The 12519-nt window shown below is 62.4% G+C and carries 10 protein-coding genes; 4 read left to right on the top strand and 6 right to left on the bottom strand.

All coding sequences use genetic code 11. From position 1 onward, the window contains the following. The first annotated feature begins 102 nt into the window (after window positions 1-102). Window positions 103-2508 carry a TonB-dependent siderophore receptor gene (locus ACL9RI_RS10515; RefSeq protein ID WP_422726504.1) on the top strand — a complete coding sequence of 802 codons (2406 nt, stop codon included), beginning with the start codon at window positions 103-105 and terminating at the stop codon, window positions 2506-2508. 109 nt (window positions 2509-2617) lie between these two features. Continuing rightward, window positions 2618-3769 (top strand): thiolase family protein, encoded by a 1152-nt coding sequence (locus ACL9RI_RS10510; RefSeq protein WP_422726503.1) that lies wholly within the window; start codon window positions 2618-2620, stop codon window positions 3767-3769. A 16-nt stretch (window positions 3770-3785) separates the two neighbouring features. Here ACL9RI_RS10510 and ACL9RI_RS10505 read toward each other — a convergent pair whose 3' ends face one another. The 3 genes from ACL9RI_RS10505 to ACL9RI_RS10495 form a co-directional block, all read right to left on the bottom strand. Next, a complete protein-coding gene (locus ACL9RI_RS10505; RefSeq protein ID WP_422726502.1) occupies window positions 3786-4310 on the bottom strand; it encodes a winged helix-turn-helix transcriptional regulator in 525 nt (174 codons plus the stop codon). Window positions 4311-4408: 98 nt separating this feature from the next. After that, entirely contained in the window at window positions 4409-5992 is a 1584-nt protein-coding gene (locus ACL9RI_RS10500; RefSeq protein WP_422726501.1) for a DHA2 family efflux MFS transporter permease subunit, read from the bottom strand. Further along, window positions 5989-7083 carry an HlyD family secretion protein gene (locus ACL9RI_RS10495; protein ID WP_422726500.1) on the bottom strand — a complete coding sequence of 365 codons (1095 nt, stop codon included), beginning with the start codon at window positions 7081-7083 and terminating at the stop codon, window positions 5989-5991. The genes ACL9RI_RS10500 and ACL9RI_RS10495 overlap by 4 nt, the downstream gene beginning before the upstream one ends. Window positions 7084-7221: 138 nt before the next feature. Between ACL9RI_RS10495 and ACL9RI_RS10490 the strand changes: the two genes are divergently transcribed. Continuing rightward, complete coding sequence (locus ACL9RI_RS10490) at window positions 7222-8685, top strand: efflux transporter outer membrane subunit (RefSeq protein ID WP_422726499.1); 1464 nt, start codon at window positions 7222-7224, stop codon at window positions 8683-8685. A gap of 109 nt (window positions 8686-8794) precedes the next feature. Further along, window positions 8795-10162: an NAD-dependent succinate-semialdehyde dehydrogenase gene (locus ACL9RI_RS10485; RefSeq protein WP_422726498.1), complete on the top strand. Its 1368-nt coding sequence runs from the start codon at window positions 8795-8797 to the stop codon at window positions 10160-10162. Window positions 10163-10185: 23 nt separating this feature from the next. Here the strand turns inward: ACL9RI_RS10485 and ACL9RI_RS10480 are convergent, their stop codons facing one another. From ACL9RI_RS10480 to ACL9RI_RS10470, 3 genes are all read right to left on the bottom strand, one after another. Then, window positions 10186-10791 carry a site-2 protease family protein gene (locus tag ACL9RI_RS10480; protein ID WP_422726497.1) on the bottom strand — a complete coding sequence of 202 codons (606 nt, stop codon included), beginning with the start codon at window positions 10789-10791 and terminating at the stop codon, window positions 10186-10188. Between the two features lie 91 nt (window positions 10792-10882). Further along, window positions 10883-12184, bottom strand: coding sequence for a type II toxin-antitoxin system HipA family toxin (locus ACL9RI_RS10475; protein WP_422726496.1), 1302 nt, complete (start codon window positions 12182-12184; stop codon window positions 10883-10885). A 3-nt stretch (window positions 12185-12187) separates the two neighbouring features. Beyond that, window positions 12188-12511: a helix-turn-helix domain-containing protein gene (locus ACL9RI_RS10470; protein ID WP_422726495.1), complete on the bottom strand. Its 324-nt coding sequence runs from the start codon at window positions 12509-12511 to the stop codon at window positions 12188-12190. Between the last annotated feature and the right edge of the window lie 8 nt (window positions 12512-12519).

The following is a 12519-nucleotide window of genomic DNA, read 5'->3' as shown; positions in this document are numbered from 1 at the left end:
CCGGCAGGCATTTTTTTTATTCTGAGCCTGACCGATACGCATTCTCAAGGCACCTGCTAAGTAGGGGAATCATTTCAGCAGCTATTTTGAGAGGCACTACTTATGTCAGTCCGTAGCAAGCAACACCGTCACTCCTTGCAATTTACGCCACTCGCCCGCGCCGTCTCGCTGGCCATCTGCAGCCTGGCCCTGTCTGCCGGCGTGCCCGCGCTGGCGCAAGCGCAGGTGACCACTGGCCAGCAGGCGCAGGGGGCACGCCTGGCCTACAACATCCCTGCCGGCCCGTTGGCGCCCGCGCTGCGCAGCCTGGCCAGTAGCGCCAATGTCTTGCTGACCTACACGCCCGAGCAAGCCAGCGGCAAGAGCACGGCCGGCTTGCAGGGATCGCACACGCTGCAGTCGGCGCTGGCCACTTTGCTGGCAGGCACGGGTTTGCAGGCGGTGGAACTGGCAGCGGGCAGCTATGTACTGCGCGCCGCGCCGCCATCTGCCGCCAGCTCGCCCGAGAAGGTGATGCCTTTGATTTCCGTCAGCGCCACCCAGGATGCGGGCACGGCAACCGTCTCGCGCGGCTATGTGCCCGTCAGCGCTGCTGCTACCAAGATGGGCACGCCCTTGATCGAGACGCCGCGCGCGATTGCCGTCGTCACGCGCGAGCAGCTCAAGACGCAGGCGCCGAAAAGCATCGAACAGTCGCTGGCTTACACGGCGGGCGTGCTGACGGATGTGACCGGTGCCGACGTGCGCATGTCGGGCGCCACCATCCGCGGTTTCAGCGATGGCAGTTCGTATTACCAGGATGGCTTGAAATTCCTGTCGGCCGGCAGCTATGGCTCCTGGAATAGCGACATGGAAGATATCGACAGCGTGGAAGTGATCAAGGGACCGGCCTCCGTGTTTTATGGCCAGGGCCGTCCCGGCGGCATGATCAACGTCACCTCCAAACTGCCTGAAGCAGATCACGTCAACAGCGTGGGTTTTTCGGTCGGCCGCTACAATCGCTACCAGCTGAACGCCGACCTCGGTGGCGCGATTGCTGGCAATAATGACCTGTTGTACCGCGTCACCATGACGGGCCGCGACGCCGATGACCGCCCGCTCGATTCAAAAAACAACCGCGTCTCGATTTCGCCCTCCTTGCGCTGGGCAATTTCGGAGCATACCAGCCTGACGGTCCTGGGCACCTATTCGCAAGAGCAGGGCACGCCGAAACCATGGTGGCCCAGCCTGTTCGTGTATCCGCAAATCAAGAATTTACCGGTCAGCCGCACGGCGGGTGACCCGTCTTTCGATTACTTCGACCGCGATACGCGCGCCCTCGGTTATCAGTTTGAACATACCACGCAAAGCGGCTGGAAGCTGACGCAAAACCTGCGCTATTCCACCATCAAGGTGGGTTACCAGCATATCTACGCCATGGATTTGCTGGCCGATGGCCGCACGGCCACGCGTGGCAGCCTGGCCGAAAAAGTCGATGGCAAGACCCTGGCCGTCGATAGCCGCGCGCAGCAGGACTTTCGCTGGGGCGACGTCGAGCACCGCTTTATCGTCGGTGTGGACTACCTGAGATACCAGGAAAACGACGGCCTCGGTTTCGGCTGGGACGTGCCCAATCTCGACATCTATGCCCCCGTGTATGGCCTGGCCATCGATGCGCCCGAGCTGGACTACACCGACACGCAGTTGAAGCAGACGGGCATGTATACCCTGAACCAGCTCAAATGGCGTCAATGGGTGGCAAACGTCAGCCTGCGCCACGACCGCGCGCGCACCACGCAGACGGGTTCCTCGGCCACCCGCATGGAGGACAGCGCCACCACGGGCAGCGCCGGCTTGCTGTATCTGTTCGACAATGGCCTGGCGCCGTATGCCAGCTATGCAACTTCGTTCGACCCGGCCACGGGCCGCGATTTTAATGGCAAGGCGTTCGATCCGCGCAAGGGCAAGCAGGTGGAACTGGGGCTGAAATACCAGCTGGCAGGCAGCGCGACCATGCTGACGGCGTCGCTGTTTGACTTGAGACAAACGAATGTCACGACGCCCGATCCGGATCACCCGCGTTCTTCCGTCCAGACCGGTGAAGTGCGCTCCACGGGGCTGGAGCTGGAAGCTACGTTCAAGCCGTTCAGCGAACTGAGCGTATTGACCGGCTATACCTATCTGGACCCGCGCACCACCCAAAGCAACCGCGCTTACGAGATTGGCCGCCAGACCCTGCAGACCACGCGGCATGCGGCCAGCGTCTGGCTCGATTATCGGCCGCAGGCCGTGCCTGGCCTGATGCTGGCCGGCGGCCTGCGCTACCGTGGCGCCTCGCCCTACAACGGTACGGCCAATACGATCTACATGAACGACCCTTACACATTGACTGATATTGCCGTGGCGTACGAGACGGCCCGCTACCGCCTGGCCTTGAACATCGGCAATGTGTTCGACAAAAAATACTTCGGTGGCATCTTCCGTGGGGCGGAAAGGGAAGCGCTGCTGAGTTTGAAGGTGAATTTCTAGCAGGCAGCGGAGCGCGCCGGATGGCGCAGCATGGCATGCCAGGATTTTTAGAGTATGATCATCATGTAATTTACTGGTTTATTCATACACGAACCCCTGGGAGTTGAACATGAAAGCAGTCATCAGTGCCTACGCGCGTTCTCCATTTCACTTTGCCCGCAAAGGCCAGCTGGCGCAGACCCGGCCCGACACCATCGCCGCGCAGCTGGTGCAAGGCTTGCTGGAACGCAGCGGACTCGATCCCGTCTTGCTCGACGACGTGATCCTCGGCTGCGCCTATCCCGAAGCGTCGCAGGGCAATAACCTGGCGCGCATCGTATCCTTGCTGGCAGGCTTGCCGGAACAATTGGGCGGCATGACGGTCAACCGCTTTTGCGGTTCCTCCATGTCGGCCATCCACATCGCCGCCGCGATGATCGAGGCGGGCGCCGGCGATGCCTATTTATGCGTCGGCGTCGAATCGATGACGATGGTGCCGCAAGGCGGCTTGAATTTTTCGCCGAATCCCTGGCTGTATGAACATGGCGACGCCTATATCAGCATGGGCAATACGGCTGAAAATGTGGCCCGCAAGTATCAAGTGAGCCGCGCCGACCAGGAATTGCTGGCATTGCAATCGCATCAGAAGGCGGCGCAGGCCCGCGCCAGCGGCTTGCTGCGCGATGAAATCGTGCCCATCATCAACGAAGCTGGCGAGACCATCAGTGAAGATGGCTGCATCCGTCCCGGCACCACCCTGCAAGCATTGGCCCTGCTCAAGCCAGCTTTCAGCGAACAGGGCGTGGTGACGGCGGGCACCTCGTCGCCACTGACGGATGGCGCCTCGGCCGTCTTGGTGACCAGTGCAGAGTTTGCCGCCAAACACGGTTTACGGCCCAGCGCGCGGATAGTCGCGATGGCGTCGGTCGGCGTCGATCCGGCCTTCATGGGCATTGGCCCGATCCCGGCCACGCGCAAGGCGCTGGCCATGGCCGGCATCGGCGTGCAGGATCTGGCAGTGGCGGAAATCAATGAAGCGTTTTCATCGCAGGCGCTGGCCTGCATCCGCGAACTGGGCATCGACCCTGCCATCGTCAACATCGATGGCGGCGGCCTGGCGATCGGCCATCCGCTGGGCGCGACAGGTGCGCGCATCACGGGCAAGGCGGCTTCGCTGCTGGCCCGCAGCGGTGGGCAGCCTGGCCAGTCCCGGCGCTATGCGCTGGCGACCCAGTGCGTGGGTGGCGGGCAGGGCGTGGCAACGATACTGGAAGCAATCTGATGGCAGCGGCTGGGTATCACGGCCCGGGCGGCGTAATGCCCAGCCGCTCGCGCCGGCGCAGTTCGGCGTTGGCCAGGCGTTCGCGCATGGTGTCGCTGGCGGCGGGGCCGGGCGCCACCATGTAGCGCTCTTCGGTCAAGGGCTGTTGCGTTTCGGCATCGAACAGCATGGGCACGGCCGGAGCCCCCGTTTCACGGTTGACCAGTTGCATGCGGATCCCGTCCGGCGAAAAGTGCTTGTTACCCCAGGTAATGAGCGCAAACATGATGGGCCGGAATGAACGGCCCATCTCGGTCAGCAGGTATTCATGGCGCGGCGGTTTCTCGTTGTACAGGCGGCGTTCCAGCATGCCGTTGTCGACCAGGTCATTCAGCCGGCGCGTCAGGATATTCGGCGCGATCCCCGTGCTTTTGACAAATTCGTCGAAACGCGTCATGCCCTGGAAGGCGTCGCGCAGGATCAGCATGCTCCAGCTGTCGCCGACGCGGCCCATGCTGCGCGCAATCGGGCACGGCATGTCGGAAAATTGCGTAGGTTTCATGATGGACTCCTTTTGAATGCTCACTGGCTGGTTGGGGTGGCGCTGCACAAGCGGCCGATTGTAACGGCTTGCTTGTACAGGCGCTACTTTCACGGCGTTTAATGCCCATCGGCAGACGGCGCCTTGGGCGGCGTCACCTTGCGCATCAGCGGTCCCAGCAGGATGGCGATGACGAAGGCGACCATGATGAACAGGTAGATGTCGCCAAAGCTTTGCGTTTGCGCTTCGCGGTAGGTCAGCGCCCATAACTGCTTCAGGGCGCCCGTGTGCGCCGTCCAGTCGTCGTTGCCCAGGGCGGCCATGCTGCCGGCCGTATTGTTCAGCATGCCGTTCATCGCTTCATTGCCGCCATTTAAATGTTCGGCCAGGCGCAGGAAATGCAGGTTGGTGCGGTCGTTCAAAATGGTGGCGCACAGGGCGATGCCGATCGCGCCGCCCAGGTTGCGCATGGTATTGAACAGGCCCGAAGCCAGTTTCAGGCGTACCGGACTCAAGGCCCCCAGGGTCAGGGTCACGGTGGGCGCCACGGCAAATTGCTGGCCGATGCCGCGCAAGGCTTGCGGCAGCATCAGCTGCGCCGCGCCCCAGTCGTGGGTGATCGGTGCAAAGTTGTACATCGACAAGGCAAAGCAGCCGAGACCGAACATCATCAGCCAGCGCAGGTCGACCCGGTTGCCCAGGATGGTGTACAGCGGAATCGACATGATCTGGAACACGCCGGTGGAAAACACGGCCAGGCCGATATCGAGCGCGCTGAAACCGCGTACCCGGCCCAGGAACAGGGGCGTCAGGTAAATGGTGGCAAAGATGCCCACGCCCGTCACGAAGGAAAAGAAACAGCCCAGCGCGAAGTTGCGGTCTTTCAATGCGCGCAAATCGACGATCGGATGCTCATAGACCAGGCTGCGCCAGATAAAGCCGATGCCGCACAAACCTGCAATCCAGGCGGTGGTGAGAATCACCGAGTCGCCCAGCCAGCCCAGCCGGGGGCCTTCTTCCAGCGTATATTCGAGGCAGCCCAAAAACAGTGCCATCAGCAGCATGCCCAGGTAATCGGCGTTGCGCAGCAAGGAGCGGTCGCCCCGGTCGATGCGTACCAGGATCGGCACCACGATGGCGACAAACATGCCGGGCACCAGGTTGACGAAAAACAGCCAGTGCCAGGACGTGTGGTCGGTGATAAAGCCGCCCACGGTCGGCCCCAGGGTGGGCGCCAGCGAAGCGATGCCCCCCACGGTGGCGGCGGCGATCACGCGCTGCTTGCCCTGGAAAAAGTAGAAGGCCGTGCTGAACACCAGCGGGATCATCGAGCCGCCCAGGAAACCCTGCAGTGCACGGAAGGCGATCATGCTCTGGATATTCCAGGCCAGGCCGCACAGCATGCTGGCCAGCGTAAAACCGGCGGCCGAGGCGGCAAACAGCCAGCGCGTCGACATCACGCGCGACAGCCAGCCCGACATCGGGATGACGATGATTTCAGCGATCAGGTAGCTGGTTTGCACCCAGACGGTTTCATCGGCGCCGGCCGACAGGCCGCCGCCGATATCGCGCAGCGAGGCCGAGACGATCTGGATGTCGAGCAGGGCGATGAACATGCCGGCGCACATGGTGGCGAAAGCCAGGATTTTCTGGCTTTGTGTCAATTCCCGTGGCTGCCAGGGGGCAGCATTGGCGCCACTCATTTTGTCACCGCAGCTGAAAGGGGACGCACGTCGACTTCGGCACTGACCGACAGGCCCGGACGCAAGGTCCCCAGGGTGGCGTCCTTGGCGTCGAGCGCGATGCGCACCGGCACGCGCTGGACGATCTTGGTGAAGTTGCCGGTCGCATTTTCAGCAGGTAATACGCTGAACTGGGCGCCGGTGGCAGGCGCCAGGCTGGCCAGGGTGCCGTGGAACACATGGCCGGGCAGCACGTCGGCGGCGATGCGCACGCGCTGGCCCGCCTGCATGCCGGCCAGCTGGCTTTCCTTGAAGTTGGCGTCGATCCACAAGCCATGGGCCGGCACCAGGGACAGCAACTGGCTGCCGGCTGCCGCGTAAGCGCCATTGCGCGCGCGGCGGTTGCCGATGCTGCCATCGATCGGGGCGCGCAATACCGTGTAGCCCAGATTGAGGCGGGCCGTCTCGCGCACGGCCAGCGCTTGTGCCAGTGCCGCTTCGGCTTGCTGCTTGCGGGTGCCGATCACGTCCAGCTCGCGCTCGGCCGCCAGCACCTGCGCCTGGTTCTTCTTGTCGCCGGCCAAGGCCTGCTGATAGTCGGCATCGGCTTTTTGCGCACTTTGCTGCGAGACGGCTGCCTTGGCGGCCAGGTTTTGGTAGCGCAACTGGTCTTCGCGCGCACGCGTGGTTTCGGCGCTGCTGGCAGCCAGCCCGGCGTGCGCCTGGGCAATCACCGCCTGCTGCAGCGCGCGCGTCGCCTCCAGGTTGGCCAGCGCCGCTTGCGCCGCCGCTACCGCACCTTCGGCATTGTCCAGCGCGGCGCGGTAATCGCGGTCGTCCAGCCTGGCCAGCACGTCGCCGGCGTGCACTATCTGGTTATCGCTGACCAGTACCTGCTCGATATAGCCAGGCACCTTGGCCGTGATGACGGTGATGTCGCCGCCCACGTAGGCGTCGTCGGTTTCTTCCATAAAACGCCCCTCGTTCCACCAATGGGCGCCATACCAGATGGCGCCGATGGCAAGCACGATCGCCAGCGGCAGCAGCACGCGGCGTTTCTTGCTGGATGGGGGAGGGAGCTTGGTGGCGGCGGCTTCGGTATTGCTGGTCATGTCAGGTTTTCCTTTATTTGATATTGCTTTCAATCTGCAAGTAACTATATACTTGTCACTTGCAGTTTGCAAGTATATTGAATGCCTGGCGAACTGAATTTCTTTGCGGCAATAAACCGCATCACAGGGAGTGAACAAATGAACAATCGTATCGATGGCGCGCAGCCCTTCAGCTTGCGCATGGGGGGCAGCTGCCTGCTGGCCTTGTTGCTGGCCGGCTGCGTGGCGGGACCGGATTACCGTGCGCCGGAGACAGCGATGCCGGCCAGTTATCATGGCCAGGCGAAACTGGATGGACACAATGCACGCAGCGCAAGCTTGCCGGCGCCCGCGCTTGATAGCTGGTGGAAGGGTTTCAACGATGCCGCGCTTGAGCGCATCATCGGGCGCGTGCTGGCGCAAAACCTGGATCTGGATGCGGCCATGGCGCGGGTCGCCCAGGCGCGCGCGGCAGCCAATGCGGCGGGCGCCCGGCAATTGCCATCGGGAGAGCTGAATACCAGCGTGGCGCGCCAGCACCAATCCCTGCAAAGCCCGCTGGGACTGATCGCCAGCAACTTGCCAGGCTATGCACGCAATCAATCGATCTATGACGCCGGCGTGGGCGCCAGCTGGGAACTGGACCTGGCCGGCGGCTTGAAGCGCGGCACGGAAACCGCCATGGCCGAAGCGCAGGCGGCCGAGGCAGACCGGCTGGGCGTGCGCATTTCCGTGGCGGCCGAAGCGGCCGACGCCTATTTCCGCGTGCGCGGTGCGCAGCGGCGCATCGTCACGGCGCAGCAGCAGGTCGACGCCAATCAACAATTGCTGGCGCTGGTGCGCTTGCGCCAGGCCGATGGCTTGTCGGCCGAGCGCGAAACGGCCCAGGCCGAAGCCGTGCTGGCGCAGGCGAGGGCGACGCTGCCACCGTTGCTGACGGAACGCGATATCCAGCTGAACCGGCTGGATGTGCTGATGGGGGCCCAGCCTGGCACCTATGCGGGGGAACTCGGTGCTCCTGCGCCGGACATTGCCACGCCAGCTATTGCCAGTTCACAAGGTCCGGCCGATTTGCTGCGCCGCCGTCCCGACGTGATCGCCGCCGAGCGCCGCCTGGCTGCCTCGAATGCGCTGATCGGCGTGGCCAGCGCGCAATATTATCCATCGCTGTCCTTGTCGGCCCTGTTGGGATTTTCCAGCCTGGGCAGTAGCGGACTGGTGTCGGCGGCATCGTTTCAACCGCAAGCGGTAGCGGGCTTGCGCTGGCGCTTGTTCGATTTTGGCAAGGTCGACGCCGAAGTGGCGCAGGCCAGGGGCGCCAATGCCGAAGCGCTGGCCGTGTATCGCCAGGCCATGCTGCGCGCCACCGAAGACGTGGAAAACGCCATCGTCAGCTTGAGCGGGCTGGAAGCGGAGCAGGTCGAGGTGGCGCGGCAGGTGGCGGCCGAACAGCGGGCCCGCGACGCCGCGCAGGAAAGTTACCTGGGCGGCGCCAGCAGCCTGTATGAAGTGCTCCAGGAAGAGCGGCAATTGCTGGCCGCGCGCGACCAGCTGGTGCGCATCCATGCCGACCAGGCGCGCGCGGCAGTGGCGGTTTTCCGCGCGCTGGGGGGCGGTTGGTAAGGCATGCAAGCGGGCCAGGGATGTGTGCGCTATGTACGTCTGCGCACCGTCCTGATCCCTGGTGGGCGCGATACTGGCTGTCTTCGGACTGCCAACCACAGGATAGACCATGACTTATCAGACCACCAATCCCTACAGCGAACAAATCGTTGAAAGCTTCAGCAGCCACACCGATGCCCAGCTCGATAATATGCTGGCCGTGGCGGCCGATCTGTATGAGACGGACTGGCGCCAGCGCAGCTATGCCGAGCGCAAGACCATCGTCAAGCAGGCTGCCGCCCTGCTGAAGGAACGGCGCGACGAGTTTGCCAGGTTGATTACCCTGGAGATGGGCAAACTGTTCAAGGAAGCGCAGCAGGAAGTGTCGCTGTGCGTCAAGATCCTCGATTATTATGCGGACAACGCGGAAACCTTCCTGGCGCCAAAAGCCATCGCCGTGAAGCGCGGTGAAGCCCGCGTGGAAATCAGTCCGCTGGGCGTCATCTTTTGCGTCGAGCCGTGGAATTTTCCGTATTATCAGCTGGCGCGCGTGGCTGCCCCAAACCTGATGGCCGGCAACACCTTGCTGGTCAAACACGCGTCCAATGTGCCGCAATGCGCACTGGCGTTTGAACAATTGTTCATCGACGCCGGCGCGCCGGTCGGCGCCTACACGAATGTCTTCCTCAGCAGTGAGCAAGTGGCGACTGCGATTGCGGACCCGCGCGTCAAGGGCGTGGCGCTGACCGGCAGCGAACGGGCTGGCGCCGCCGTGGCGGCCACGGCCGGCAAGGCATTGAAGAAAAGCACCATGGAACTGGGCGGCAGCGACGTTTTCATCGTGCTGGACGACGCTGACCTCGATATCGCCGTCAAGCTGGCCGTGATCGGCCGCATGCACAATTCCGGCCAGGTGTGTACGGGTTCCAAGCGTTTCATCCTCGACGAACAGATTGCCGCCCAGTTCCTGCAGCGTTTCCAGGCCGAACTGGAAAAACTGCAGCCGGGCGACCCGATGGATGCAGCAACGACCCTGGCGCCCCTGTCGAGCCAGGCGGCGCTGGAACTGGCCTTGAAGCAAGTTGGCCAGGCGCTCGAAGGCGGCGCCAAGGTCCTGCTGGGCGGCAAGCGCATCGCGCGCAGCGGCTACTTCATGGAGCCGACCATCCTGACCGACGTGGCCGCATCGAACCCTGTGTATTACCAGGAATTTTTTGCGCCAGTGGCGATGGTGTTTCGCGTCAGCAACGAGCAAGAGGCGATCGCGCTGGCCAACGATTCGCCATTCGGCCTGGGCGGTACTGTGATCACCCGGGATATTGCACGTGGCAAACGCCTCGCCAGCCAGATCGATACGGGCATGGTGTTCATCAATTCGCCGGCCGTGACGGCGCCGGAATTGCCGTTCGGCGGCGTGAAGAATTCCGGTTACGGCCGTGAGTTGTCCGACCTGGGCATCATGGAATTCGTGAACCGCAAACTGGTATTGGTCGGGTAAGTTGCCGGGCCGTGCGGCATTTGCTAGTTAATTTTTTGCAAGAAGTGATAGGCGAGTGCCGCCATCCAGGAAGCCAGGATGGCAATGCCGGGCAGCAATAGCCAGCTGCTGGCAGATGCTTGCCATGGCGCATCCGGTTTGCCCCAGCGCAAAAGATTGAGCAAGGCCTGACCGCCATTGAGTCCAGCGAACGGCAACAAGTTAAACGCGCACAGCTTGGTGGTCAGTAACGCAAATGCCATGAGCAGGCTCTGCGTGGCGGCGTAGGGATGCCAGGCATGCAAATAATCTTGCGCGGTGGACAGGGGCGCCAGTGCGCCATCGATGATCTGGGCAAAGGCCGACAGGAAACTGGTCCAGCCCTGAAAACCAAGCACTGCCATGGACAATAGCAACAGGCACAGGGGCGCGCTCAGGGGCAGCAGCACTTGTTTCCAGACTGGCTGGAAATTAAAGGCATCCAGGCACTCATTCGTTTGCAATTCCTCCTCTCGCGAGTCTTTCAATGTCAGGTTGCCCGAGAAGGGCAAGGCCTTCAGGCTCAGCTTGCCCCAGGCGTAGCAGGTGGGGCCGATGCCGAAGGTGATGCTGCGGATGACGAGGCCCAGGCAACGGGCGCAGAACACCATGAAGGCAAGATGAAGGATGGCAAAGAGTGCGGTGAAAACGAGTATTTGTACGGCCGGGTGCATGTATGGTGGTCAATGAAAAGGTGGGTGGCTATTGCGTGAGGCTAAGCCCGCCATCCAGCCTGGCGCTAATCGAGCGCCGTACATTATCGGGAGCTTCTTTGAGCAAGGTTGGCCAGTCCGCCTGCGCTTGTTTGACCACTTGCCTGGCCAGTTGCAGCAAGCGGGCTCGGCGTGGAAGCCGGGCTTGTTGTAGCAGTGTATCAACATCATGCCAATTGAAGACGCGCAATTGCTTATCGATAGCACGGTTGATGCTGTAGTCGTTTTGCGGCACGTCGTCGAACAGGGCCGTGATGCACACCGGATCGTACAGCGGCGCCAGTGCCGGATGGCGCCCGTCGGGGTAGCGCACAGCCCAGTTTTTCAGGTGGGCGTCGGTATTGCCCATCAGAATGAAGGCGATAAAACGCCGGACGAATTCCTGCACGTCCTGCGCGGGCCTGGTCGACAGCTGGTCGAGGATGCGCAGCATGGCCGCATAGTCTTGCGCGATGCCCTTGCCATATTTGTGCCGCGGCTCATAGCGCAAGACTTGCGCAAATTCTTCCATATGGATGCGGCCACCGTCTGCGCAGCGGTCAAAGCGTTCCACCGCCAGAATATTGTCAAACGGTATGTGCTCCGGCAAATCGGTGTCTTTCCTGGCGACGATCTGCGCCTTGGCGCAGTCCAAGCCCAATCCTTTGGCCAATTGATAGCAAGTGTATTCATTGGCAACCAGCTCAGGATGGCGGCTGCTGGGCAGCTTGAGGATGTAATCGCCTGCCGCGCCATGGCGTTTGACCATATAACGGCGATCATCGAGCACGGCAGAAAACTTGGTGATCACGCCAGGTAGCGAGGCTGCGTCCTCGACGGGGAATTCGACAAAACCCGGTTCCAGCACATCCAGGCCCAGCGCCGTATGCCAGTGGCGCACCACATCGGGTATGCCTTCCGATGGCGGCACGGGTGACACTTCAACAGCGCCCATCAAGTCGTGGCCGGCAGCGGCCAGCAGCTCGAATTCATCGTCGGGATGGCAACCGCGTTGCTGCGCCAGCCGCTCGCGGTTATGTCCCTCGGGTAGCAGATTCTGGAAATAGGCGGGCCATTTGCCATCGCTGCGGACCAGGCGTATATCGCGTGGGGCTGAAAGGATCTCGCGCGTGGCGGCGCCATTGCCGCCCAGGTAGCCCAGCGACAAGGTGGGCCGGTGCGTATCCGCTATGTATGCCGCATCGAACGAAACCCGCAAGATATCGCCATATTGCGACAGATAACCTATTGCGCGCCGCCCCTGGTCTGGCGTGTGCAGGTATAGCCGCAGGTAGCGGATGGCCGTGCGCATGATTTAGCGCTGACTGCTGCCGGGTGCTGCGGCCAATAGCTCATCGACGATCGATGGCGGTGCGCCGACACCCTCCGGCTGGCCCAGGAACTTGCCACCAGAGCGAGCGAACTCTTCCAGGCCGGGCCGGATGGCGGACGGCACCAGCATCAGTTCCATGCCGAGCGCGCGGGCCATCACGATCAGCGAGGAGAGGCGCGGATCGATATTGCCCGCCTCGGTGCGCTGCACCGTCATGCGGCTCAGCCCGGCCTGCATCGCCAGCGCTTCCTGGCTGAGTCCGATAGCCTGGCGCGTGGCACTGAGTTGCTGGATTAAATTGATCATGATACTAC

It is taken from the genome of Janthinobacterium sp. Mn2066, assembly GCF_049319705.1.
Lineage (GTDB): Bacteria > Pseudomonadota > Gammaproteobacteria > Burkholderiales > Burkholderiaceae_D > Janthinobacterium.
This window is presented reverse-complemented; position numbering and strand designations above follow the sequence as displayed.

What these genes read in the sequence shown, in the direction of transcription:
- ACL9RI_RS10500 (WP_422726501.1), bottom strand. Translation starts at nt 5,992, where the DNA reads ATGAGTGGCGCCAATGCTGCCCCCTGGCAGCCACGGGAATTGACACAA.
- ACL9RI_RS10490 (WP_422726499.1), top strand. Translation starts at nt 7,222, where the DNA reads ATGAACAATCGTATCGATGGCGCGCAGCCCTTCAGCTTGCGCATGGGG.
- ACL9RI_RS10485 (WP_422726498.1), top strand. Translation starts at nt 8,795, where the DNA reads ATGACTTATCAGACCACCAATCCCTACAGCGAACAAATCGTTGAAAGC.
- ACL9RI_RS10505 (WP_422726502.1), bottom strand. Translation starts at nt 4,310, where the DNA reads ATGAAACCTACGCAATTTTCCGACATGCCGTGCCCGATTGCGCGCAGC.
- ACL9RI_RS10495 (WP_422726500.1), bottom strand. Translation starts at nt 7,083, where the DNA reads ATGACCAGCAATACCGAAGCCGCCGCCACCAAGCTCCCTCCCCCATCC.
- ACL9RI_RS10475 (WP_422726496.1), bottom strand. Translation starts at nt 12,184, where the DNA reads ATGCGCACGGCCATCCGCTACCTGCGGCTATACCTGCACACGCCAGAC.
- ACL9RI_RS10515 (WP_422726504.1), top strand. Translation starts at nt 103, where the DNA reads ATGTCAGTCCGTAGCAAGCAACACCGTCACTCCTTGCAATTTACGCCA.
- ACL9RI_RS10480 (WP_422726497.1), bottom strand. Translation starts at nt 10,791, where the DNA reads ATGGTGTTCTGCGCCCGTTGCCTGGGCCTCGTCATCCGCAGCATCACC.
- ACL9RI_RS10510 (WP_422726503.1), top strand. Translation starts at nt 2,618, where the DNA reads ATGAAAGCAGTCATCAGTGCCTACGCGCGTTCTCCATTTCACTTTGCC.
- ACL9RI_RS10470 (WP_422726495.1), bottom strand. Translation starts at nt 12,511, where the DNA reads ATGATCAATTTAATCCAGCAACTCAGTGCCACGCGCCAGGCTATCGGA.